Below are 24395 nucleotides of genomic sequence, written 5' to 3' on the forward strand. Positions count from 1 at the left end.
GGGTTTGCACAGCAAGCAGGAGGCGGACCGGCTCACAGACAGGGGGGAACAGTCGACGAGGGGCGGGAAGGGGAAAGCGCCCTTGCATAGAGCAGTCTTTTTCTTTCAACCGTCCTGCCTCCTCGCCCCCTGCCCTTCGCCCCCTGCTCTCTGCCCTTTGCCCCTTGCCCCTTGCCTCTTGCCCTCCTGCGGCAGCAGGGCTTTCCCCTCGGGGGAAAAAGAGCGCCACCCTCTCCCTACGTGTCGAGGATTTGGGGAAGGGTAGGCGACGAGAGGGGGAGGATGGCTGGGAAACGACCCCGCTATCCGCAGCGGCTTTCCTGCCCTATGCCCCTGTCCGATTGAATGGGGACTTTTGTACGGGTGAGTTGAGAGCAGATCGGCCTACAGGCAGGGCAGGGAGGTGGCAAGGGCCGGGGACAGGAAAGTCCCCGGCCCTTTTGTTGGTTGCGGCGGGCCGGACGGATGTCCTTGTAAACGGCCGGTTTCGCGCTATACTGAAAGACAGGAGACACCCCCACGCCAGCACGAGAAGGAGGTTTTCCCCCGTGGAGAAGAGAAAGGTCATTTTGGATGTGGACACCGGCTCTGACGACGCCATTGCCCTCATCTGTGCCCTGGCCAACCCCGATTTTGAGGTGCTGGGCATCACCACCGTCAACGGCAATCGGGCGGTCCCCATCACCACCGAGAACACCCTGCGCATCAGCGAGCTGATGGGGGGCAAGGTGCCGGTCTACCGGGGTTGCGCCCTGCCCTGGGTCAGCGCGATGATGGGGTTGCGCCCCTACATCCCCCAGTACGAGCCGGCCGACCCGGCCTATGCCGGCATCCACCGCACCTATATCGAGCAGTGCCCGCCCGCCACCATCCGCGAGGAGGAGACCCCGGCGGTGGTCTGGCTGATCCAGACCCTGATGGCCGCCGAGGACGGGGAGATCACCCTCATCCCTCTGGGGCCGATGACCAACATCGCCTACGCCCTGCGCATCGAGCCCCGCATCGCCCCCAAAATTGGGGAGATCGTCTACATGGGCGGCGGCTACAAAATCGGCAACGAGACGGCCGTCGCCGAGTTCAACGTCTGGGTCGACCCCGAGTCGCTGCAGGCGGTGCTGGATGAAAACATCCCCTTCACCTTCATCCCCCTGGACGCCACCCACCAGGCCTATCTCACCGAGGAGGATGCCCAGCGCCTGCGGCGGGTCGGCACCCGCCCCGCCCAGGTGGCGGCCGACCTGGTGAGCCAGCGCATCCGGGGGTACAGCACCTGGCAGAAGGTGGCCGAGGAGCCGGCCGCCCCCATCCACGACCCCCTCTGCGTGGCCTACCTGGTGGACCCGGCGGTCATCACCGAGCTGATACCCGCCCACTGTCAGGTGGACTGCGGCCGGGGCGCGGCCTATGGGCAGACCATCTTCGACATCAAAAACGGGCGGCTGGGGGCCAAGGCCCCCAACTGCAAGGTGGCCCTGGGGGCCGACCGCGTCCGCTTCGCCCAGATTTTGGAGGAGCTGTTGGAACACACCCGCTGAACCCCCGCGCAGGCCCTGGCGGCCGCGCAGAAAAATAGAAACCGAGAGTAGCAAAGGAGAGATGAACTGTGGAAAAGAGAAAGGTCATTTTGGATGTAGACACCGGTTCGGACGACGCCATCGCCCTCATTTGTGCCATGGCCAACCCCGCGTTTGAGGTGCTGGGCATCACCACCGTCAACGGCAACCGGGCCGTCCCCATCACCACCGAAAACAGCCTGCGCATCAGCGAGCTGATGGGGGGCAAGGTGCCGGTCTTCCAGGGCTGCGCCCTGCCCTGGACCTCCTGCATGCTGGGGCTGCGCAAGAACTACCCCCAGTACAAGGCGCCGGAAGAGGCCCTCTACAAAAACATCCACGGCACCTATATCGATCAGTGCCCCCCCACCACCCTCAAGGCCCAGCCCCAGAACGCCGTCAGCTGGCTGGTGGACACCCTGATGGCCGCCGAGGACGGGGAGATCACCCTCATCCCCCTGGGCCCCCTGACCAACATCGCCCACGCCGTGCGCATCGAGCCCCGCATCATCCCCAAAATCAAGGAGATCGTCTACATGGGCGGCGGCTTCCGGGTGGGCAACAAGTCGGCCCTGGCCGAGTTCAACGTCTGGCTCGACCCCGAGGCCGCCCAGGCGGTGATCGACGCCAACATCCCCTTCACCTTCGTCACCCTGGACGCCACCCACGCCGCCTACCTCAACATGGAGGACGTGGCCCGCATCCGCGCGATCGGCACCAAGCCGGCCGAGGTGGTGGCCTCCCTCTGCGAGCAGCGCATCAAGGGGTACAGCACCTGGCAGAAGGTGGCCGAGGAGCCGGCTGCCCCCATCCACGACCCCCTCTGCGTGGCCTACCTGGTGGATCCCACCGTCATCACCGAGCTGGTGGACGCCCCCTGCGAGGTGGACTGCGGCCGCGGCAGTGCCTATGGCGTGACCATGTTCGACATCAAAAACGGCCGGATGGAGGCCAAGGAGCCCAACTGCAAGGTGGCCCTGGCCGCCGACCGGCAGAAGTATGTAGACATCCTCTGCCAGCTGCTGGAATACACCAAGTAATCAGAGCACGCTGCGAGAAAAGGGCCGCCCCGCCACTGCTGGGGCGGCCCTTTTGCGGCCCCTTCCAAAAAGGGGAGGGCGGATTTGTGAAAAATCACCCTCTCCCAAGGTCGATTCCCCCCTTTCTTTGAAAAACCGTTTTTGCTATACTTGTTGTGAACACTGATGCACATCGCCGGCAGGACCGGCAGAGAGAGGGGGTCCCCGTTGGACAGCAGAGAGTTGGAGCGGCTTTTGGCCACCTGTCCCCAATCGGTGAAAAACCGGATGGAGCGCTGCCACTACGCCCAGGGGGAGTACATCATTCGCGCGGGCGAGACGGCCCGCTGGGTCTACCTTTTGGCCAAGGGGCGCATCCGGGTGTTCTATTACACCGGCGGCGGCGACCTGGTCATCAACTACCTGGGGCACAAAAACCGCACCATCTTCGGCGAGTCCGAGGTGCTGCAGGAACTGCCCACCATCTTTTACAACGTCCAGGCAGAGACCGACTGCGACACCCTGCGCCTCTCGAAGGACGACTTCTGGCGCTGGTTGGAGAGGGACCACGCCTTCTGCATCTACCTCATCCGCTGGCAGAACCGCCGCAGCAGCGACGCCTCCCGCTTTGGGGTGATGGCGGCCCTGCTCCCCCTGCGGGTGCGCACCGCCGTCCTCATTCAGGAAAACCTGGCCCCCGACGGCCGGGTGAGGATCGACAAGACCACCCTGGCGGGGCTGCTGGCCACCAGCATGCGCAGCACCAACCGCATCGTCAAGACCCTGCGGGAAGAGGGGGTGCTGGCGGTGGACGGTGAAAACCTGCGGGTCCTCGACCCGGCGGTGCTGCAAGCCATCGTCGACATCCGGGCCGACTTCGAGCCCGACCAGGACTACACCGTCGGTCCCGACCCCGACGGGCTGGACGACTAGGGGCGTTTCACCGAAAAGACAGCCGAGCGCAGGAGGGGGCATCCCCCTCCTGCGCTCTCATCTTTTCTCCCGCCTCTGCCCGCCCCGTGTTCCCCTTTGCCCGGCATACTCACCGCCCGGCGCGCATACACTTGATAACAGAAATGAGACAGTGGGGAAGGCGGGGAACGGCGATGTTCGTTTGTATGATCAAAGCCAAAAAGCTGGCGCTGGGGGCGGGCTGTTTTGCCCTGGCCCTGCTCTGTACGGCGGGGGCGTTTCGCTATGCCGCCGACCGCAAGCAGCTGGGGGAGGCCAGAGAGACCGCCACCCAGCAGGTGGGCTATTCGCTGGACGGCAAGACCGCCGAAAAGCGGCTGCAGTTTTTGGAGAGCGTGGGCCTGCAGGTGGAGCCGGAGCCCCTGGAAGTGGTGGAGGTGAAGGTCCCCTCCGCCTTTGACGACACCTATACCGCCTACAACGAGCTGCAAAAGCAGGCGGGGTTCGACCTGAAGAAGTACGCGGGCAAGACCCTCAAGCGCTATCGCTACCAAAAGACTGCCGAGAAGGGGGCCCCGGCGGAGTACGTCCACCTCCTTCTCTACAAAAACACCATCGTCGGGGGCGACGTGACCCCCGCCGAGGCGGGGAGCGCCAGCGCCCCCCTGGTGCAAAAATAGCGGGTGTGCAGGCAGGGCGTGGGGCCGGGCAGGCCGCCGCCCCTCGCTGCAAACGGGCGGGACAGCCGGAAAAGAGGGCTGTCCCGCCCGCTTTTTGCGCCCCCGCAGCAAAAAACCAAAAAAATTTTCAGAGGGGATAAATGCAGATTCAAAAAACAGATCGCCCAAAATAGAGCGCGTTTTTTTGGCGAAAAGGGAGAATGCGGGAGGCGGTGCAGGATGCAGGAAACCGGCTTTCAGCCGTCGCCCTCTCGAAGGAGAGAGACGGGCGGAAATGGCTTTGCAGCGGGGAGAATGGCGGTTGCAAAAGGATTTGGTTGTGGTATACTGATACCGCAAATTCGGGGCCGCGGCAGCGACGCCCCCGCAGCGGGAGGCAATTTTCATGAAGAAAAAAGCGACCGATTTTCTGTTGATGACCTTTGGCACCGTCCTGGTCTCGGTGGGGACCTACTTCTTTAAATTCCCCAACCACTTCTCCTTCGGCGGGGTCAGCGGCCTCTCGGTGGTGCTGGGGCAGGTCTTCTCCTTTCTCAGCCCCGGCGCCTGGAACACCATCTTCAACCTCCTCTTTCTGGTGCTGGGCTTTGTCTTTCTCGACCGGGGGTTTGGCTTTAAGACCGTCTATTGCAGCCTGCTCTTCGCCGGGCTCACCCAGGGGCTGGAGTACATCTTCCCCCTGGCCGGACCCCTGACGGACCAGAAGATGCTGGAGCTCATCTTCGCCGCAGCCCTGCCGGCGGTGGGGTCGGCCATCCTCTTCAACATCGATGCCAGCTCAGGGGGCACCGACATCCTGGCCATGATCATGCGCAAGTTCACCCGGCTGAACATCGGCAAGGCACTCCTGCTCAGCGACGCGGTCATCGCCCTCTCGGCCCTCTTTGTCTTTGACATTCAGACCGGGCTCTACTCCATCGTAGGCCTGGTGATGAAGTCCTTCCTGGTGGACATGGTGATCGAGAACATCAACATGAAAAAGAGCTTCACCATCGTCACCACCCACCCGGAGGAGGTCTGCGAGTTCATCAACAAAAACCTCCACCGGGGGGCCACCATCTGGCAGGCCAAGGGGGCCTTTACCGACAAGCCCCACTGGGTCATCCTCTCGGTGATGAGCCGGATGCAGGCGGCCGCCCTGCGCAACTACGTCAAAAACGCCGACGCCCACGCCTTTATGCTTATCTCCAACGCCACCACCATCGTCGGCAAGGGCTTTCGGGAGATGTAGAGTCGTCCTCCCTTGAAAAGAGCCCCCTTCCCCTGGCGTCAGGGGAGGGGGGCTCTTTTTTGTGCCGCTATTCGGCGAACTGGGAGTTATAGAGTTCGGCGTAGATGCCGCCCTGTTCCAGCAGCCGGCAGTGGTTGCCCTGTTCGGCGATGCCCTCGGGGGTGAGGACCACGATCTCGTCGGCGTTCTTGATGGTGGAGAGCCGGTGGGCCACCACCAGGGTGGTCCGCCCCTGGGACAGCTCGCCCAGCGACTCCTGGATCAGGTGCTCGGTGGCGTTGTCCAGGGCGGAGGTGGCCTCGTCCAGGATGAGGATGGGCGGGTTTTTCAAAAAGACCCGGGCGATGGAGATGCGCTGTTTCTGCCCGCCCGAGAGGCGGACCCCCCGCTCGCCCACATAGGTGTCGTAGCCGTCGTCCAGGGAGAGGATGAAGTCGTGCAGGTTGGCCCGCTTGGCCGCCTCCACGATCTCCTCGTCGGTGGCCCCCAGCTTGCCGTAGGCGATGTTGTCGCGGATGGTGCCGGTGAAGAGGAAGATGTCCTGCTGTACGATGCCGATGTGTTCGCGCAGCGAGTGGCGGGTGTACTGGCGGATGTCCCGCCCGCCGATTTGGATCGAGCCGTCGTCCAACTCGTAGAAGCGGGGCAACAGGTGGCAGAGGGTGGTCTTGCCGCCGCCCGAAGGGCCCACCAGGGCCAGGGTTTTGCCGCTGCCGATGTGCAGGTCGATGTCGCGCAGGATCTGGGTGTTGTTGTCGTAGGAGAAGCGCACCCCCTCAAAGGAGATGTCGCCCCGGGCCTCCTCGTCGCCCATGGGGACGGCGCCGGGGTCGTCTCGCTCCTCGGGCTGGTCCATGATCTCGCAAAAGCGCTTGAAGCCGGTGATCCCCTCCTGGAACTGCTCGACAAAGGCCAGCAGCCGGCGGATGGGGTTTAGGAACATCGAGACGTAGAGCAGGTAGGCCACAAAGTCCCCCACGGTGATGGCCCCGGCGAAGAGGAAACAGGCCGCGGCGATGAGGACGGTGAAGTTGAGGGCGTCGGTGAAGAAGTTGGTGCTGGCCGAGAACTGGCCCATCACCTTGTAGGCGTTGGAGCGGGCCTCCACGAACTCCCCGTTGCGGTGCTCGAACTTGCGGATCTCCCCCTCCTTGTTGGTGAAGGCCTTGGCCACCCGGATGCCGGAGATGCTGTTTTCCAGCTCGGCGTTGACCTCGCCGGTCTTTTCCCGGGTGACGCGGAAGGCGTGGTTCATCCGGGTGCGGAGTTTGGCCACCAGAAAGACGCCGACGGGCAGCAGGGCAAAGACGATGAGGGTCAGGGGGACGTTGATGCCGCAGAGGATGATGAAGGAGCCCAGCAGCATGATCAGGGAGATGAACAGGTCCTCCGGCCCGTGGTGGGCCAGCTCGGTCACCTCCATCAAGTCGTTGAGGATGCGGGACATGATGACGCCGGTCTTGTTCTCGTCAAAGTAGGAGAAGGGCAGCTTTTGCAGGTGGGTGAAGACGTCCCTTCGCATGTGGGCCTGAATGCGCACCCCCATCACGTGGCCGTAGAACTGGATGAAGTAGTTGAGCCCGGCCTTGAGCAGGTAGATGCCCAGCAGCACCGAGGCCCAGACGACGATCAGCCGCAGGTTTTTGTTGGGCACGTAGTCCTGGATGATGCTGCGGGTGATCATGGGGTAGAAGAGGTCGCAGACCGCCACCACCAGGGCGCAGAGCATGTCCGCAAAAAAGAGCTTTTTTTGCGGTTTGTAATAGCCGATGAACTTCTTTAACATCTTGGCACTCCTCTTTTTAAAATGTCAATGCAAAATTCATTATAAAAGCCGGGGTGGGGAAAAGCAACCGCTCCCGCGAGAACCGGCGATATGCCCCCGGATACCCAGCTTTTTCTGTGCCTTTTGCCGGTGCGGGCAAAAGGGAAGAGCCCGGCGCAAACTTTGCGCCGGGCTCTTGGGGTGCTGGGTGGAGACTATTCAAAATAGTAGTAGATGGTGTAGTCCTCCGGGTTTTCTTTGGGCTCGACAACTACCTGTCCCTTAGCGGTGACCATCGTTCCGAGGGCGATGGCGCGAATTTGGCTGGTGTCCACAGCCCAGAAATCCTCTCCTTGAAAGATGAGTTCCTGGTTCTTTCCGCCGCCGCACCCGGTGTTCAAAATGCGGGTGGAGCCGTTTTTCAGGTAGAGAATAATTTCTGCGCCTGCACCGTTGTCAAAAGATAGGCCCTCGTCGTTGAGATCGAATCGGGCGCCCTTGTACTGGGGGGTCAACACGATCCGTGCCGTTAGAGGGGAGAGGGCGATCTCACTAAATGTCCAGTCGCCGCCGGCAGTGATGGTTTGGTTGGGGGTGTAGCGCTCTGTTTTCAAAAGCAGACTGTAATCCACCCGAAAGGAGACCTCCCAACTGCCCGGTACTTCGGGAGTAGCTGTCATGTGGTCAATGCCAGCTTTGTACAAGTCTGTAAAAGAACTGTAAAAGAAATCGGAGAGGCGGACAGTGAGGATTCGCCCGTCGATGGATTCTTTGGGAGATGCAGTAAACATGTAGTTTTGTATGGCAGCCCCTTTTTGCATATTCCCTTGGCTCATATCGCCAGCTTCTAACCAGCCGCCACCGTCACAGACCCACCAGTCAGGCTCTTCTCCATCCAGGAAGTACTCGATGGTGCGAAAACCGCCCTGCCACCCTCTGCCATCCACGCTCTCGACCTGGCAGAGTACCTTGATCTCATTCTCGTCCCCAATCACCTGCTGAAAGGTGACGGCCACCCCGTCGTGCTCCACCCGGTAGTTCAAATCTTTGCCGGTCTGGATCAGCCCCTCGCGGATGGTCTCGGGCGGGTTGTACTGCTCCACCAACGGCTGGTTCCAGCGAAAGATCGCCGCTGCCAGGGCGGTCCCCGCCGCCGCCACACAGATGGCCGCGGCGATGAGAAGGGTCCGCTTCCAGTGCTTGGCGGGTTTCTTTGCGGCTTTTCTCGCCCGCTCGGCCCGTCGCTGTGCCTTGGCCCAGATGGCGTCCAGGGGCGGCTCCTCTTCCTGCCGGATCAAGTGCGCCATCTCCTCCGCCGGGAGGAGGTCCATCCAATCAGACAGCTTCAATGTGATCGATCCCCCTTTCTGCCAGCTTCTTTTGCAGGGCCTTGCGCCCCCGCAGCAGCCGGCTCTTGACGGTGTTGGTGTTGAGCCCCAGCAGGCGGGCGATCTCGCTCACCCGCTGGTAGAAGTAGTAGTGGCGAACGAGGATCTCCCGGTCTAGCTCCTCCAGCTCGTCCAGGGCCTCCCGCAGCAATCGGGCCTGTTCTCTGGCCTCCAACTGGGCGGCTGGGGTGTCCAGCTCGGGGCCCTCCACCCCCTCTTCCAGAGGAAGGCCGGGGGTAAAGCGCCGCAGCTTGTTTTTGGACAGGTTGCGGGCGGTGGCGGCCAGGTAGGCCTTCAGTCCCCCGGGGCGGCCGTCCAGCCGCTCGGCCACCCGCCAGAGGTTGGCGAAGGCGTCGGCGGCCACCTCTTCGATGTCCTCCTCGGCCATCCGCCCTCCCAGCACCGCCTTGACGACGGTGTAGACGTAGCCGCCGTACTGGTAGACCACCGCCTTTAGCGCCGTGGCGTCGCCCGCCTGCAGCCGGGCGATCAGTTCGTTCTCCTTCAAGACGACTCCCTCCTCTCCAAAAGCTCTTCACCCCTCAATACACCGCGTTCCCCCATTTGGGTGCACGTTTTGTCGGGTGCGCAAAAAGAAAGGGCCAAACAGCCCGCTGCTGTTTGGCCCCAACTCGAAGGGTGACGCCGCCCTCAATAGACCACTGCCGCCTGCAAGATCACATTGGGGTAGGGGGTGAACTCCCCGGTGCGCACGGCAAACTTGATCTGCTGGGACATCTCCTTTAAGTCCACATGGTCGATCATCTCGTGGCTGACCCCCGGCAATTTTTCCTGAATATAGGACCAGATCACCGGGTTGTGCTCGCCGATTTCTTTGGCCACGGTGTAGTGCTCCACCGCCACCTCGCCCAGGACCGCGTCCATCACCTGGCGGAAGGTGGGCACCCCGCCGCAGACCGCCAGGTCCACCACCGGCACCCCCTTGGGGATGGGCATCCCCGCATCGGTGATCATAAAGCACTCCTTGTGGGCCAGCCCGGCGATATACCCCGCCAGTTGGGCGTTGAGAACTCCCTTTTTCTTCATGCCATCGCACTCCTTTCAGCCCGGCGGCAGGGGGGCTTCCCCCTTTTTGTCGAACCGTTTTTTCACATCTCTGATTATAGCGCATTTGGCCGATTTGGCAACTGTTTTCCCCCAACAAAGCCGGCGTTTCCAACGATTTTGGCGGCTTGGCCAAACCCAGCGGTCCCCACCTGGGCAGATTGGCGCAAAAAATGAAAAAACGGCCCGTTTTGACAGGGCCGTTTTGGGGCTGGAGGGGGGCCGCTCCCTGCGGGGGGATTTGGGGAAACCGGACGGAGCGCCGAGGGGAGCCCGCCCTCCGGCAAAGGACCCGCTTCGCAGGGCGCCGCCCGCCCCTACCTGCCGGCCGGGGGGGCCTCCCCCTCTGCCAGGGGGATGGCGAACCAGAAGGTGGTGCCGGCGGAGCTGCTCTCCACCCCGTAGGGCAGTTGGTGCAGTTCCAGCACCCCCTTGACGATGGAGAGCCCCAGCCCGGTGCCCACGGTGGGCCGCTTGTGGCTGCCGGTCTGTTTGTAGTAGCGGTCCCAGATATAGGGCAGGTCGTCCGGGGCGATGCCCTTGCCGGTGTCCCGCACCTGCAGGTAGGCCATCCCCTCCCGCACCGTCTGGCTGACAAAGACGGCCTTGTCCGCCCCGGTGTAGGTGACGGCGTTGTTGACCAGGTTGTAGAGCACCTGGTAGATCTTGTTCTCGTCGGCCCGCACCTGCACCTCCCGGTCGGCCGACCAGATGAGCCGGTAGCCCTGGGGGGCCAACAGGGCCCCCAGCCGCTCCACCGTCTCCCGCCCCAGCTCGGTGAGGGAGAAGCGGGTGGGGGTGAGCTTCTGGGCTCCCGCCTCCAGTTGGGAGAGGTCGAGGACGTCGGTCACCAGACTGCTCATCCGGTTGACCTCCTCTAAGATCACGTTGAGGTTTTCCGGGGTGTTCTCCCCGGGCAGGTCCCGCATCATCTCGGCGTAGCCGGCAATCAGGGTCAGGGGGGTGCGCAGGTCGTGGGAGATGTTGGCCACCAGCTCCCGCCGCAGGTGGTCCACCTTGGAGAGCTCCCCGGCGGCGTAGTTGAGGGTCTCGGCCAGTTCGCCCGCCTCCCGGTAGCCGCTCTCGTGGAAAGTGACGCTGTAATTGCCCCCGGCCAGCTCCCTGGCTGTCTGGCTGATGCTGACGATGGGGGAGGTGATCCGCCGGGAGAGGAAGAGGGCCAGCACCGCCGAGAGGGCCACCAGCAGCAGGCTGATGTAGATGAGCTGCACCTGCAGCGTCTGGGTGGTGGTGCTCACCGGGGTCAGGGCGGTGCTCAAAAAGAGGTAGCCCTCCTCCCCGCCGGGGAGGGAGACCGCCGTCCCCAAAATCAGGGTCTGGATGTTGTCGATGGTGCTGTCGCGGGGCTGGATATTCAGTTCGGGCGGGGAGAGCTGGGTGGGGAACTTGCTCTTGCCGAAGAGGTAGCCCCCACCGTCGTCCGCTGCCATCCAGCTCTTGTACTGCAGCCGGGGGGCGGAGACGAAGAGGATCTCCCCCGACGCCTCGATCTGGGCAGCCAGCTGGTCGATGGTGTTGCTCCCCAGCCGAGTGATGGTCTCGCCGGGGCTGGTGACCACGCTGTAGCGCAGCTGCCCCTGGGTGGTGTAGATGGCCGCGGCCACCCCCTCCTTCAGGGCCAGGGTGGCCAGAAAGTCCTCCGGGCTCTCCTGGCGGGCCAGCTGCCGCACCACCTGGGCCCGGCAGTCCTTCAGGTTTTGCTCCTTGATAGACTTGTAAAAGCTCTCCAAAAACACCACCTGAAACAACCAGAGGCAGCCCAGCATCACCGCCACGAAGCAGAGCAGGTAGACCAGCAGCTTCCACTTGATGCCCAGCCGCCGCCGGCCCCGGCGCCCGGGGCGGCTAGCGGTCTTCAAAGCGGTAGCCCACCCCGCGCAGGGTGGTGATCAGCCCGGCGCAGTCGCCTAGCTGGCGGCGCAGCAGCTTGATGTGGGTGTCCAGAGTCCGCTCGTCCCCAAAGAAGTCGTAGCCCCAGACGGTGGTGATCAGCCGTTCCCGGCTCAGGGCGATGCCCCGGTTTTTCACCATGTAAAAGAGCAGGTCGTACTCCTTGGGGGAGAGGTCCACCGGCTCCCCCTTGACGTAGACCAGGCGGCCGGTGAAGTCCACCGTCAGCTCGCCGCTGGTGTAGATGTCCTTCTTGGCCCCCTCGGCGCCGCCGGCGGTCCGCTTGGCGATGGCGGCGATGCGCAGCATCAGCTCCTTGGGGGAGAAGGGCTTGCAGACGTAGTCGTCCACCCCCGCCTCGAAGCCGCGGATGCGGTCGAACTCCTCCCCCCGGGCCGAGAGCATCAGCACCGGGGTGTCGGTGAAGGCGCGGATCTTCTGGCAGGCGGCAAACCCGTCCATCCCCGGCATCATCACGTCCAGCACGATCATGTCGAATGGCTCGCTCCGGCAGAGGGCCACCGCCGTCTCGCCGTCGGCTGCCTCCTTCACCTGGTGCCCCTCGTGCCGGGCGTACTTGGCCACCAGTTCGCGGATGCGCGCCTCGTCATCGACCACCAATAGGCGCATCAAAACCCCTCCTCCACCTGTTTTTCTGCTATTATACAGCATATCGGCACAATGTGAAACCCGTGTGAAGGGACCCTCTTTTCGCCCAGGGAGGAGATTGACAAAGCGGGGGAATGTGGGGTATCATAAAGGGGCACAAGGCGGCCGCCGGCCGCCTTGTGCCCCTGTGTGCGGGAGTGGCGGAATGGCAGACGCGCTGGTCTTAGGAGCCAGTTCCTCGGAGTGTGGGTTCAAGTCCCATCTCCCGCACCATCCAAAAAGGGCCGGGAGCCAATGTGCGCTCCGGGCCCTTCCTTTGCCCCCGACCGCCCCTGTGCGGCTGCTCTAGCAGAAATAGGCCGCGGGGGCGTAGTAGGTGCAGGCGGTGGTCTTTCCCGCAAAGTGGAGGGAGAGGCGCACCGTCTCGGCCCAATCGGGGATGGGGAAGGTCGCCATCTGCCGGCAAAAGCAGTAGCAGACCCGGTGGGTGATGACCTCCTCCCGCCGCTCGGTTTGCCCGTTGGGGCCGCAAAACTCGGCCGCCAGGCGGATGTCCTGGGCCTCCACCGCCCGCAGCACATACCCCCAGGTGATGGCCTGCTGCCCCCGCACCGGGATGGCGGGGTCGTACTGGTCGCAGCCGCTGCCGCCCTCGGGCAGGGTGGTGGTGCAGGTGCGGTAGCCGCAGACGCAGAGGTTGTCGTAGGTCACCCCGCTCCCCGAAAAGTAGAGGGGGCCGCCGTCGGGCCCGGGGCACCAGCGCGAATTGCAGATGATGTTTTTCATTGCCGCATCACTCCCACAGAATGTTGGGCGCCGCCCAGAGGGGGACGCCTTTTTTACAGGATATTGCAGAGGGGGCCCGGGGGTGTATCGCCCCGCCCCGGACAGAGCGAAAGGAAGGGAGATCGTCATGACCGAACGGGAAATCGCCGAGATCCGCCGCCGCTACCGGCCGGAGAAGACCAACATCACCCACCTGCGGGGCTGCTATGTCAATGAGAAGCGGGAGATCGTCTCCCAGTTTGACCAGCCCCTCTCGATGATGAGCGAGGAGGAGGCGGAGAAGATCCTCGCCACCCTCAAGCGCACCCTCTCGGGGGCCCAGGGCCGCAACCTCTTTGATGTGGAGTTCGCCACCCAGCAGGTGGTGGACAGCGAGGAGCACCGGCTGCTCATGTCCCTGCGCAGCTCCGGTCTGGGGGACGAGGAGGCGGTGCAGGCCTTTTTGCAGAAGGTCATCGCCTCCCTGTCGATGGAGGGCAGCTACCTCATCCTCCTGGCCCACGAGACCTACGACGTCCCCTACCGCGCGGCCGACGGGGGCCGGCAGGACGACGCCTCCGACCAGGTTTACACCTATTTTCTCTGCAGCATCTGCCCGGTCAAGCTCACCACCCCCGCCCTGAGCTATTTCATCTACGAGAACAAGCTCTCCAACCGGCCGGCGGACTGGCTGGTCTCGCCCCCCGAACTGGGCTTTCTCTTCCCCGCCTTTGACAGCCGCAGCGCCAACATCTACAGCGCCCTCTACTACACCCGCAACCCAGCCGAAAACCACCAGGAGTTTGCCGACGCCGTCTTCAACCGGGAGATCCCCATGCCCGCCGCCGAGCAGAAGGAGACCTTTCAGTCCCTTTTGGGGGAGAGCCTGGGTGAGGACTGCAGCCTGGAGGTGGTGCAGGCGGTGGAGGGCCAGCTCACCGAGATGATTGAGGCGCACAAGGAGCGCAAAGAGGAGGAGCCCCTGGCCGTCTCCAAGTACGCCGTCAAGCGGGTGCTGGAGGGCTGCGGGGTGCCGGAGGAGCGGTTGAGCACCTTTACCCAGCGCTACGACGAGGCCTTTGGCCCCGATTTGGATTTGAGCCCCCGCAACCTGGTCAACGCCCGGGCGCTGGAGGTCACCACCCCCGACGTCACCGTCAAGGTGAACCCCGAGCGGGGGGATCTGGTGGAGACCCGGGTCATCGACGGCGTCCGCTACATCCTCATCCGCGCCGAGGAGGGGGTACAGGTCAACGGGATCGACATTCACATCTCCTGATTTCTTGGCCCCGGCAGGGGGCGCGACGATTTGGTTTGCAGGGGAGCAATTTGCCCTGAAGGGCAGGTTGCTCCCCTTTTGTCGGCCGAAGGGGGGCGGCGGTATTTCGCCGCCATTTCGCAGGGGAAAGGGGGGCCCTTTTGCCCCGCGGCCTTCTCCCCGGGCGGGGGCCGACGGGGTCCAGGGCGGCCAGCAGCCCCGCCGTGGCGGGGTTCCCTGCCGCCGCCCCTCTGCCGCGCCCTTCACTGCCCGGCCCCACCGGCGCGGGGGAGACGGGGCGGCCGGTCGCGGCGCTGTGGGGAGATGCCGGCGGGAGCGGCCCTGGCCCGAGGGGGCTGGGAGCTGTCGCCCGGCCAGCCCTCGCCCTGTTGCGGGCGGCAGGGAGCGCCTGCCTTTATTCCCCTTGGGACCTGGCTGTTTTTGCCGGTTGCCTGCAGACAGCCGGAGGGGGCGGTTTCAACGGGGCCGCCCTCTCTAAAATCGCGTCTCCTTCTCCCGGCCCCGCCTTGCCCCCTGGGCGGGCGGGGTTGACGTGCACCATGCAGTGCTTGACCTGGGGGAACCCCGCCTCGACGGCCCGGTGCACCCCCTCGGCGATTCGGTGGGCGGCCTCGAGGGAGAGGCGGCCGTCCACCGCGATCTCCATGTCCACATAGGCCCGGGCCCCAAACTGCCGGGTGCGCATCTCGTCCAGCCCCGCCACCCCCTCCTGGGCGCGGACAGCCGCGGCGATCGCCTGCACCGTCTGGGCGTCGCAGGCTTTGTCCACCATCTTGTCCACCGCGTCGCAAAAGATGTCCAGGGCCGCTTTACAGATGAAGAGGCAGATGACGGCGCTGGCCAGGGGGTCGAGGATCGGCCACCCCATACGGGCCCCCAAAATGCCCACAAAGGCCCCCACCGAGGAGAGGGCGTCGGAGCGGTGGTGCCAGGCGTCGGCCATCAGCGCCCCTGAGTGCACCCGCCGGGCCGCCTTTCGGGTGTAGCGAAACATCCACTCCTTCACCGCGATGGAGACCACCGCCGCCGTCAGGGCCAGCACCCCCGGTGTCGCCAGCTCTCCCCGTCCACCGCACATCTGGGCGATCCCCTGGGCGCCGATGGCCGCCCCGGTGGCCGCCAGGATCGCCGCCAGCAGGATGGCGGCCACGCACTCCAGCCGCTCGTGGCCGTAGGGGTGGTCCCGGTCGGGCTGCCGGGCGGCCAGGTTGATGCCCCCCATCACCACCAGGGTGCTAAAGACGTCTGAGGCGGAGTGGACCGCGTCGGACACCATCGCCCCCGAGCGGGCCAACAGCCCCGCCGCCAACTTGAAGGCCGTCAGCGCCAGGTTGACCGCAATGCTCACCCCCGACACCCGCATGGCCACCCGCCGACCCTCGTCCGCCTCTCTCACGGCGATCCCCTCCCTTGTCCTGCGGCGCCGCCCCTCTTTGCCGGAAGGGCGGCGCCGTGCCCCCCAGCTTATGCGCCGCCCCCGCCGCAGTTGACAAAGGGGGAGGGGGGCGGTACGATAGAGGAAATTTTTTGAGAGAGGGGGCGCTGGCTTTGCGCCTTTGCATTGAGGGAGCTCCGCGCAAGGTCCGCTAGTCGGGCGGCGCTGTGCGGAGCAAATGATTAAGTAGTAAAGATACGCTTTTCGCCCGACAGAGGGACTTTGCGCGTTTGGAACAGCCATCCGGCCCGGCCGGAAATCCAAACAAAGGAGTAAAGTCCATCGTGTTTTCAAAAATCAAAGCCCGCTATCGCGGCCTGGGGCCCTTTTTCGTCCTCTGGTCCACCCAATCCCTCTCGGCCCTGGGCAGCGCCATGACCAGTTTTGCCCTGGTGGTCTGGTCCTACCAGCAGTGGGGCTCGGCCCTCTCCACCGGCCTGCTCTCGGTCTGCTCCTACGCCCCCTACGTGGCGCTGAGCATCTTTTCCGGCGCCCTGAGCGACCGCTGGGACAAGCGAAAGACCATGCTGCTGTGCGACAGCGCGGCGGCCCTCTGCACCCTCTGCGCCCTCGCCCTCCTCTCCACCGGGCGGCTGGCCATGGGGCACCTCTACCTCCTCAACGCCGTGAGCGGGTTGATGAACACCTTTCAGCAGCCCGCCTCCGACGTGGCCGTCAGCCTGCTGGTCCCCCGGGAGCAGTACCACCAGGTGAGCGGGCTGCGGGCCCTCTCCAACTCCCTGGTCACCGTGCTCGCCCCCATCCTGGCCAGTGCGGTCTTCGCCTTTGGGGGGCTGGGGGCGGTGATCGCAGTCGACCTTGCCACCTTCGCCGTGGCCGCCGCTGCCCTCTGCCTGGCTGTCCGGCTCCCCCACACCGCCACCGAGACAGGCCCGCGGGAGCCGATCTGGCAGGTGGCAAAGGCGGGGCTTGCCTTCCTCGCCCAAAATGAGGGGGTGCTCCACCTCATCCTCTTTCTGGCCGCCATCAACCTCACCGCCTCGATGTACAATGCGGCCCTGCCCGCCCTCCTCCTCCCCCGGGCCGGAGGAGGGGAGATGGCCCTGGGGCTGGTGAACACCTGCGCCGGCCTTGCCAACCTGGCGGGCAGCGCCGCGGTCTCCCTCGCCCCGGCCCCCAAAAGCCGGGTGCGGGTGATCGTGGGGGCCCTCCTCTTCTCCATGAGCACCGAAAACCTCCTCCTCTCCCTGGGGCGGGGGCTGCCGGTCTGGTGCCTGGGGGCGGTGCTGGGGTGGCTCTGCATCCCCGCCATGAATGCCAACCTGGACGTGCTGCTGCGGCTGCACATCCCGGTGGAGATGCAGGGCCGGGTCTACTCGGTGCGAAACGCCCTGCAGTTCTTCACCATCCCCCTGGGCTATCTGGCCGGGGGCGCCCTGGTGGACGGGGTCTGCGAGCCCCTGATGGCCGCCCAGCCCGCCGGCAGCCCCCTGCATATTCTCTTTGGCGCGGGGAAGGGCGCGGGGGCCGCCCTCCTCTTTTTCTTCCTGGCGGCACTGGGGGTGGGCACCTGCCTCCTCTTTCGCCGCTCCCGGGCCATCTGGGCCCTGGAGGAACGGCCGCCCCGCCGGTAAGCGCGCAGAAAAGAGCGCCTGCCCCCCTTTTACAGGGGGGCGGGCGCTCTCACTCTTGAAGCTGTTTTTAGCGGGCGGGGGGTTCGGCGGCCAGGAGGGCGGCGGCCTCCTCCCCGGGGAGGGGGCGGGCGTAGAGGAAGCCCTGGATCAGCTCGATGCCGCAGTCGAGGACAAAGCGGTTTTGCACCTCGTCCTCCACCCCTTCGGCCAACACCCGCATTCCCATGCGGTGAAAAATTTCAGTCAGGGCCCGGACCATGACGGCGGTGTTCTCCTGTTCCACTGCCGCCCAGACGAGACTCTTGTCCAGTTTGACGGTGTCAAAGGGGAGGGCCAGCACCGAGCTCAAGTTGGAGTAGCCGGTGCCAAAGTCGTCCAGCCCCAGGCGGATGCCCATCTGCCGCATCTCCCGGGCGAATTCGCCCACCAGCTCCGGCGTTTCGGCCAGGGCGGTCTCGGTGAACTCGATCACGATCTGGGAGAAGGGGACGCCGCTGTCCCCGATGATCCGGCGCACCCGCTCCACCACCCCCGGCTGCCCGAACATCACCGCCGAGAAGTTGACGTGCACCCCCTCCACCGAGATGCCCCGCTCCCCGAGGGAGAGCAGGTAGCGGCAGACCCGCTCCAACACCTGGTAGGTCAGCTCCACAATGTCGCCGGTCTCCTCGGCCAGGGGGATGAACTCCGCCGGCGAGACCGGGCCGGCGGGGGTGCCCTCGATGCGCATCAGCGACTCGGCGTAGAGAAAGCGGCCGCTGGACACGTCGTAGATGGGCTGGTAGCGCAGGGAGAAAGCACCCTGGGAACAGGCCCGCTTCACCGCCTGCAACACCTGCTCCCGGCGGCGGATCTCCCCCAGCATGGCGGGCCCGCAGTAGCAGATGTTGCGGCCGGGCCGGCGCTTGGCCTGGGAGACGGCGTAGGCGATCCCGCCGGCCAACCCCTCGGCGGTGTCGGCGCTGTTGGGGTACTGCACCACCCCCATGGCCCAGGACAGGGGGCGCAGGTAGTTGCCCGCCCGCCAGGGCAGGGCCATCCGCTCCCGAATGGCCCCCAGCACCCGGCCCACCTCCTCCCGCCCGCCGTCGCGGATGAGGACGGCGAACTCGTCCCCGCCGAAGCGAAAGACGTTTTTCTCCCCCGCCAGCCGCTGCAGCCAGCCGCAGACTTCTTTTAAAAAGAGGTCCCCCACCGACTGGCCGAAGCGGCTGTTGATCTGTTTGAAGTCCCGCAGGGAGAGGACCGCCACCGTGAAGGTGGGCAGCCGCTTTTCAAAGAGGAGCAGGTCGATGAGGTTGACCAGCTCCTGCCGGTTGGGCGCGCCGGTGAGGGAGTCCAGAGACATCTGCTTGTTCTGCAGGTGCAGGTAGATGATGAGCAGGGCGCAGGCCGCCGCCGAGCCCGATAGGATGACGGTGGGGTAGAACTGCTGCACCAAAATGACGACGAAGGCCACCGCCGGGAAGGAGAGGAGGATGGTCCTCGTCGAGCGCTCCACCGCCCGGCGAAAGCGCAGCACCAGCAGGATGCTGGCGGCGCAGTAGGCGTAAAAGAGCAGGTAAGTCAGGGCGATCCACTTCCCCTGCCGGTAGCCGCCCTCGGGGGTGATGGAGAAGAGCTTGCCGGTGAGGGGGTCGGCCAGGGCCAGCAGGGCGTAGAGGGCGCCGGGGGCGATTCCCCCGGCAAAGACCCAGCGCAACATGGGCTGCCCCTTGCAGAGGATGGCGGCCGAGTAGAGGAAATAGGCCAGCCCCATCAAGGGGGTGCAGACAAAATAGAGGGTGGTCACCCCCCAGACCAGCCACTGGGGGACCAGGTCGGGGCGCATCAGCAGCAGGGTAGAGAGGATGTTGGTGGACACCGCCAAAAAGGTGACGATCAGGCAGCCCTGAAACACCCGGTTTTTTAAGCTTGGCAGCGGGCTGCCCCGGCGGGAATACCCCCAGATGATGAGCAGTATGACTGCCGAAACGCATTCCGGCGCGATGTCCCAGCGCATGTGATCCCTCCGCCGCCCCGCAGGGCAAAGAATAAAATCAAGAATCAAAAATCAAAGGATAAAATATGTCAAAACTGTAAAGATACATTCATCATAGTCGAAAACTGCCAAAAAGGCAATGAAAATCCACTGCCGTCCTCCCCCCGCCGCCCCTCTGTTTGGAAAAGGGCGCCAAAAGGGGTATAATGAAAGGCAGAAAGCGCGCCCCGCGCCGGAGAGAGATGTGGCGTGGGGCGCGGGGAGGGTGGATACTGTGGCCAACATCTTTGACTATCTGGAATGGCGGGGCGACCTGCGCTTTGACCAGGCGCCCTTTACCTGCGTGGACGACCTCATCCTCTGCCGGCTGTCCTACGTCCCCTTTGACGGGGTGGTCCCCCCGCTGGGGGAGGGGGGAGCGATCCCCCTGCGCCGGGCGGCGGAGCGGCTCCTCTCCCCGGCCTTTGCCCGCCAGACGGAGGCCATGTGGGCGCGCGACCGCGACCTGCTGCGGGCCCTGGCCGCCAGCGCCCGCTTTGGCGAGATGCCCCTTTTGGGCTATGTCAACGACGTGGACGCCGACGAGCAAAAGCAGTTTTCCGCCCTCTGCGCCCTGCCCGGCGACGGCACCGGCTTCGCCGCCTTCCGGGGGACCGACAACACCCTGGTGGGCTGGAAAGAGGACTTCAATATGGGCTTTGCCACCCCGGTGCCCGCCCAGAGGGAGGCGGTCTCCTACCTCTGCCAAGCGGTGGAGCGGGGGCCGGCGACCTGGCGGGTGGGGGGCCACTCCAAGGGGGGCAACCTGGCCGTCTACGCCGCCGCCTTCGCCCCGGCCCCGGTGCAGGAGCGGCTGCTCTGGGTGCAGAACAACGACGGCCCCGGCTTTGACGGCGGGGTGCTGGAGGGCCCGGGCTACCGGGCGGTGCGGGAGCGGGTGCACACCTACCTGCCCCAGTCCTCGGTGGTGGGGATGCTGCTGGAACACGAGGAGGCCTACACGGTGGTCCACAGCGGCCAGGTGGGGCTGATGCAGCACGACCTCTACTCCTGGGAGGTGAAGGGCCCCGGCTTTGTCTGTCTCGACGAGGTGAGCGCCAGCAGCAAGTTCATCGACAAGACCCTCAAGGACTGGGTGGCCGGGATGAGCAGGGAGGAGCGGGCCACCTTCTTTGACACCCTCTACCAGCTGCTGGCGGGCACCCAGGCCAAGACGGTGGGCGAGCTCTCCGGCGACTGGCTGCACAGCGCCGGGGCGGTGCTGCAGTCCCTCAAGAATGTGGACGAGGACACCCGCCGCCTGATGGGCCAGGTGGTGGGCGGCCTCTTTCGCTCGGCGCGGGAGAACCTGCGCACCGCCCGCCCTCGGGGCGAGGGGCCGGAGCGGCGTCTGGAGTAGGGGACCCTCTTGCCCCGAGGCGGGGAGCGGGGGCGGCTGTGGCCCGGTCTCCTATCGCCGCCGGGAAGGGGGGCTTGCTTCCCGGCAGGGGGCGTCGGCCTTCTCTTTCAAGAGGGCCAGAGGAGCGGAGGCGGGTGTCCGTCTCCTTTTGTGGGAGGCGCGAAGGGGAGAGCGCACCCAAAGACCGGCGGGGCCCTTCGGCCCTTTGGGCCGCGGACAGCGGTCCCTCCTGTCATCTGACGGCCCGCCCGGCCCCTGCGCCCGTTCCCCCTTTTCTGCCGGGCGGGGGTCCACTCTGCGCCCCTGTGGGAGGGAAGCGGCTGCCCCCTGGTTGGGGCGGGGTGAAATGGGCCTTTCCCCCGACGCTCTGCCCAAACCCCGCCGAGGGCTTCTCCATGCGCCCTGGCGCTTGGGATGCCCTCTCAAAACGCGCTTGTTGTGGCACTTTATCGCCGCAATATCGGCGAAATGACGGTTGACTGGGTGCACAAGATGTAGTATGATTTGACCAATCTGTTTCAGAATCAAACTAGATATGGAAACGAAAGCACGCGGGTGCCCGGCCTGTCATCGGGCCGGGCGGCAACAGGGAAGACGGGTGAAAAGCCCGCGCGGTCCCGCCGCCGTAAGGAGAGAGCGCGCCCCAACTGCCACTGGCTCCCCGGGAGCTGGGAAGGCGGGGCGCGCGTGGAATCCGAGCCGGAATACCTGCCCGCTGTGCGCGCGCTGCCACGGTGTATGGCGTCAAGCGGGCTCTGGTGAGTGACCTTTGTCGCGCCCCTGCCCTTTGGCCGGCAGGGGCTTTTCAGCGCTCTGGGCGTCTCCAGCGGTTTTCTGAAACCACTTTGATGGGAGGACACAATACGATGATCGAGTCGATTCGCAAGCGCAGCGGGGACATTGTCCCCTTTGATTCGGAGAAGATCACCTGGGCCATCTTCAAGGCGGCCGCCGCCGTGGGGGGAGACGACTGGCAGCGGGCGGAGGAGCTCTCCCGCCAGGTGGTGGAGATGGCCACGTCCCGCACCGGCGTGCTGGACGTGGAGGAGGTGCAGGACATGGTGGAAAAGGTCCTCATCGAAAACCGCCACGCCCGCACCGCCAAGGCCTACATCCTCTACCGGGAGAAGCGCCAGGGCGCGCGGGAGGCCAACGCCCTCATCGGCGCCACCATCGACATGTTCTCCCAGTACCTGGACGACATGGACTGGAAGATCCAGGAGAACGCCAACACCCAAAAGTCCATCAACGGGATGAACAACTACATCCGCGAGGCATTTACCAAGCAGTACTGGCTCCACGAGATCTATCCCGAGGAGATCCGCCGCGCCCACACCTCGGGGGACCTGCACCTGCACGACCTGGGCTTTTTCGGCCCCTACTGCGCCGGGTGGGACCTGCGCCAGCTGCTGATGCAGGGCTTTGGCGGGGTGCCCGGCAAGGTGGAGAGCGGCCCGGCCAAGCACCTGCGCTCCTTTTTGGGGCAGATCGTCAACTCCACCTTCACCACCCAGGGCGAGTCGGCCGGCGCCCAGGCCTGGTCCTCCTTTGACACCTACTGCGCCCCCTTCATCCGCTACGACCACATGGACTACGCCTCGGTGAAACAGGCGCTGCAGGAGTTCATCTTCAACCTCAACGTCCCCACCCGGGTGGGCTTTCAGTGCCCCTTCTCCAACCTGACGTTCGACATCGTGGTCCCCTCCACCCTCAAGGACGAGTGCGTGGTCATCGGCGGCCAGCCCATGGATGCCTGCTACGGCGACTTTCAGGCCGAGATGGACCTGCTCAACACCGCCTTTTGCGACGTGATGATGGAGGGGGACCGCCACGGCCGGGTCTTCACCTTCCCCATCCCCACCATCAACGTCACCAAGGAGTTTGACTGGCAGAGCCCGGTGGTGGACAAGTTCATGGAGATCACCTGCAAGTACGGCATCCCCTACTTCTCCAACTACATCAACTCCGACCTCTCCCCCGAGGACGCCCTCTCCATGTGCTGCCGGCTGCGCCTTGACACCAGCGAGCTGCGCAAGCGGGGCGGCGGCCTCTTCGGCTCCAACCCCATGACCGGCTCCATCGGGGTGGTCACCCTCAACCTGCCCCGGCTGTGCTACCTGGCCCAGGACGAGGAGGACCTGATGCAGCGGCTGGACGGGCTGCTGGAACTGGCCAAAAACAGCCTGGAGATCAAGCGCAAGACCATTGAAAAGCAGACCGAAAACGGGATGTACCCCTACTCGGCCCACTACCTCAAAGAGGTCAAGGCCCGCACCGGCTCCTACTGGTTCAACCACTTCAACACCATCGGCCTGGTGGGGATGAACGAGGCCTGTCGCAACTTCCTGGACTGCGAGATCACCGCCCCCGAGGGCCAGCGGTTCGCCCTGCGGGTGCTGGGCCACATGCGGGAGGTCATCACCCGCTTCCAGGAGGAGACCGGCCACGTCTACAACCTGGAGGCCACCCCCGCCGAGGGGACCAGCTACCGCCTGGCCCAGCTCGACCGGGACCGCTACCCCGACATCCTCACCGCCGGGGAGGAGGTGCCCTACTACACCAACTCCACCCAGCTGCCGGTGGGCTACACCGACGACATCTTCGAGACCCTCGACCTGCAGGACGACCTGCAGTGCATGTACACCGGCGGCACGGTGCTCCACCTCTACCTGGGCGAGCAGATCCGGGACATCGAGGTGGCCAAGGCCCTGCTGCAAAAGGCCTTTACCAACTACAAGCTGCCCTACCTCTCCCTGACCCCCACCTTCTCGGTCTGCCCCGAGCACGGCTACATCAGCGGCGAGGTGTACAGCTGCCCCGACTGCGGCGCCGCCACCGAGGTGTGGAGCCGGGTGGTGGGCTACCTCCGCCCGGTGCAGAACTTCCACAAGGGCAAGAAGGAGGAGTACCGCCAGCGGGTCAAGTACGTCATCAAAGAGGGCGAGCTCTCCGGGGCGGCCGCCCAGTGAGGGTCGCCGGCATCCAGCGCACCAGCACCATCGACTTCCCCGGGGTGCTGGCCTGCGTCCTTTTCACCCGCGGCTGCGACACCGACTGCTTTTACTGCCACAACCGCGACCTGTTGGGCCCCGGCGACTGCCTGCCCGAAGGGGAGGTGGAGGCCTTTTTGAAAAAGCGCCAGGGGCTGCTGGACGGGGTGGTGGTCAGTGGCGGGGAGCCGCTGCTCCAGCCCGATCTGGAGGAGTTTCTGGCCGCCCTCAAGGCCATGGGCTACCGGGTCAAGTTGGACACCAACGGCCGCCAGACCCAGCGGGTGCTGGCCCTGGCGGAGGCGGGGCTCTGCGACTACCTGGCCATCGACTGGAAGGCCCCCCGCCGACAGTACCTCCAGGTGTGCGGCGTCCCCCCCGAACAGGGGTACGACGCCACCCGCGAGACCCTCTGCCAACTGGCCGAGAAGGGGATCCCCTGCGAGGCGCGGACCACCCTCTACCCCGGACTCACCGCCGGGGCGCTGGTGGAGTTGGCGGGACAGCTGCCCCCGCTGCCCCGCTACCGGCTCAACTTCTTTCGCCCCCCCGCCTGCGCCCGGCAGCGGCACCTCCCCCTGCTGGAGCGCCCCTTCCTCACCCCCGAACAGGTGCGGGCGGTGGAGCCCCAGCTCCGGGCCGTCCAGCCCGGCCTCACCTTTTAGACAGGCCTGTTTGATATGCGGTCCCGGCGCGGGAGAGCGGCAACGCTCCCCCGCGCCTTTTTGCCGTCTCTTCCCGCCCGGCCGCAGCGGGATAGGGGCGGCGGGAAGGGGAGAAAGGGGAGGGCCCAACCCGTCCCCCCTGCCGCCCAAGCC

Annotated in this window: 19 protein-coding genes, 1 tRNA gene and 1 riboswitch; of the genes, 11 read left to right on the top strand and 9 right to left on the bottom strand. The window is 65.2% G+C overall.

Translation table 11 applies throughout. The features are described from left to right. Positions 1-548 precede the first annotated feature (548 nt). The 5 genes from KQI11_RS09635 to KQI11_RS09655 all read left to right on the top strand — a co-directional run bounded on the left by KQI11_RS09635 (position 549) and on the right by KQI11_RS09655 (position 5395). Entirely contained in the window at positions 549-1535 is a 987-nt protein-coding gene (locus tag KQI11_RS09635; RefSeq protein ID WP_216401967.1) for a nucleoside hydrolase, read from the top strand. A gap of 68 nt (positions 1536-1603) precedes the next feature. Continuing rightward, positions 1604-2593: a nucleoside hydrolase gene (locus KQI11_RS09640; RefSeq protein ID WP_216401968.1), complete on the top strand. Its 990-nt coding sequence runs from the start codon at positions 1604-1606 to the stop codon at positions 2591-2593. 207 nt (positions 2594-2800) lie between these two features. Further along, a complete protein-coding gene (locus KQI11_RS09645) occupies positions 2801-3505 on the top strand; it encodes a Crp/Fnr family transcriptional regulator (protein WP_216401969.1) in 705 nt (234 codons plus the stop codon). A gap of 173 nt (positions 3506-3678) precedes the next feature. Beyond that, a complete protein-coding gene (locus KQI11_RS09650; protein WP_216401970.1) occupies positions 3679-4164 on the top strand; it encodes a DUF4830 domain-containing protein in 486 nt (161 codons plus the stop codon). A 385-nt stretch (positions 4165-4549) separates the two neighbouring features. Continuing rightward, positions 4550-5395 (top strand): YitT family protein, encoded by an 846-nt coding sequence (locus KQI11_RS09655; protein ID WP_185915735.1) that lies wholly within the window; start codon positions 4550-4552, stop codon positions 5393-5395. 67 nt (positions 5396-5462) lie between these two features. Here KQI11_RS09655 and KQI11_RS09660 read toward each other — a convergent pair whose 3' ends face one another. The 6 genes from KQI11_RS09660 to KQI11_RS09685 form a co-directional block, all read right to left on the bottom strand. Beyond that, the gene (locus KQI11_RS09660; protein WP_216401971.1) at positions 5463-7181 is read right to left on the bottom strand and encodes an ABC transporter ATP-binding protein; all 1719 of its coding nucleotides are present in this window, start codon (positions 7179-7181) and stop codon (positions 5463-5465) included. A gap of 194 nt (positions 7182-7375) precedes the next feature. Beyond that, positions 7376-8509: a DUF4179 domain-containing protein gene (locus KQI11_RS09665; protein ID WP_216401972.1), complete on the bottom strand. Its 1134-nt coding sequence runs from the start codon at positions 8507-8509 to the stop codon at positions 7376-7378. Continuing rightward, positions 8496-9056 carry an RNA polymerase sigma factor gene (locus tag KQI11_RS09670; protein ID WP_216401973.1) on the bottom strand — a complete coding sequence of 187 codons (561 nt, stop codon included), beginning with the start codon at positions 9054-9056 and terminating at the stop codon, positions 8496-8498. Before KQI11_RS09670 ends, KQI11_RS09665 begins: the two co-directional genes overlap by 14 nt. 143 nt (positions 9057-9199) lie before the next feature. Beyond that, positions 9200-9595: a D-ribose pyranase gene (rbsD, locus tag KQI11_RS09675; RefSeq protein WP_216401974.1), complete on the bottom strand. Its 396-nt coding sequence runs from the start codon at positions 9593-9595 to the stop codon at positions 9200-9202. A 335-nt stretch (positions 9596-9930) separates the two neighbouring features. Beyond that, positions 9931-11493: a sensor histidine kinase gene (locus KQI11_RS09680; RefSeq protein ID WP_216401975.1), complete on the bottom strand. Its 1563-nt coding sequence runs from the start codon at positions 11491-11493 to the stop codon at positions 9931-9933. Further along, entirely contained in the window at positions 11480-12157 is a 678-nt protein-coding gene (locus KQI11_RS09685) for a response regulator transcription factor (protein ID WP_185915729.1), read from the bottom strand. The genes KQI11_RS09680 and KQI11_RS09685 overlap by 14 nt, the downstream gene beginning before the upstream one ends. A gap of 167 nt (positions 12158-12324) precedes the next feature. On the opposite strand from KQI11_RS09685, the gene KQI11_RS09690 reads away from it, so the two are divergent. Further along, positions 12325-12406 (top strand) — tRNA-Leu (locus tag KQI11_RS09690). Positions 12407-12478: 72 nt separating this feature from the next. On the opposite strand, the gene KQI11_RS09695 is transcribed toward KQI11_RS09690, so the two are convergent. Then, positions 12479-12919, bottom strand: coding sequence for a hypothetical protein (locus KQI11_RS09695; RefSeq protein ID WP_216401976.1), 441 nt, complete (start codon positions 12917-12919; stop codon positions 12479-12481). Positions 12920-13046: 127 nt separating this feature from the next. On the opposite strand from KQI11_RS09695, the gene KQI11_RS09700 reads away from it, so the two are divergent. After that, positions 13047-14177 carry a DUF4317 domain-containing protein gene (locus tag KQI11_RS09700; protein WP_216401977.1) on the top strand — a complete coding sequence of 377 codons (1131 nt, stop codon included), beginning with the start codon at positions 13047-13049 and terminating at the stop codon, positions 14175-14177. A 394-nt stretch (positions 14178-14571) separates the two neighbouring features. Here the strand turns inward: KQI11_RS09700 and KQI11_RS09705 are convergent, their stop codons facing one another. Further along, a complete protein-coding gene (locus KQI11_RS09705; protein WP_216402056.1) occupies positions 14572-15540 on the bottom strand; it encodes a cation diffusion facilitator family transporter in 969 nt (322 codons plus the stop codon). A gap of 356 nt (positions 15541-15896) precedes the next feature. Here KQI11_RS09705 and KQI11_RS09710 point away from each other — a divergent pair, with 356 nt between their 5' ends. After that, on the top strand, positions 15897-17207 hold the full coding sequence (locus KQI11_RS09710; protein ID WP_216401978.1) for an MFS transporter: 1311 nt from the start codon (positions 15897-15899) through the stop codon (positions 17205-17207). 67 nt (positions 17208-17274) lie between these two features. Here the strand turns inward: KQI11_RS09710 and KQI11_RS09715 are convergent, their stop codons facing one another. Further along, complete coding sequence (locus tag KQI11_RS09715; RefSeq protein WP_216401979.1) at positions 17275-19209, bottom strand: putative bifunctional diguanylate cyclase/phosphodiesterase; 1935 nt, start codon at positions 19207-19209, stop codon at positions 17275-17277. A 253-nt stretch (positions 19210-19462) separates the two neighbouring features. On the opposite strand from KQI11_RS09715, the gene KQI11_RS09720 reads away from it, so the two are divergent. From KQI11_RS09720 to KQI11_RS09730, 3 genes are all read left to right on the top strand, one after another. Then, positions 19463-20587 carry an Mbeg1-like protein gene (locus tag KQI11_RS09720; RefSeq protein WP_216401980.1) on the top strand — a complete coding sequence of 375 codons (1125 nt, stop codon included), beginning with the start codon at positions 19463-19465 and terminating at the stop codon, positions 20585-20587. A gap of 539 nt (positions 20588-21126) precedes the next feature. Further along, positions 21127-21317, top strand: a riboswitch (cobalamin riboswitch). A 136-nt stretch (positions 21318-21453) separates the two neighbouring features. Then, a complete protein-coding gene (locus KQI11_RS09725; protein ID WP_216401981.1) occupies positions 21454-23556 on the top strand; it encodes a ribonucleoside triphosphate reductase in 2103 nt (700 codons plus the stop codon). Continuing rightward, positions 23553-24242, top strand: coding sequence for an anaerobic ribonucleoside-triphosphate reductase activating protein (locus KQI11_RS09730; protein WP_216401982.1), 690 nt, complete (start codon positions 23553-23555; stop codon positions 24240-24242). Before KQI11_RS09725 ends, KQI11_RS09730 begins: the two co-directional genes overlap by 4 nt. The last annotated feature ends 153 nt before the right edge of the window (positions 24243-24395 follow it).

Origin of the sequence: Acetanaerobacterium sp. MSJ-12, assembly GCF_018917875.1 — a bacterium.
GTDB lineage: Bacteria > Bacillota > Clostridia > Oscillospirales > Ruminococcaceae > Bittarella > Bittarella massiliensis.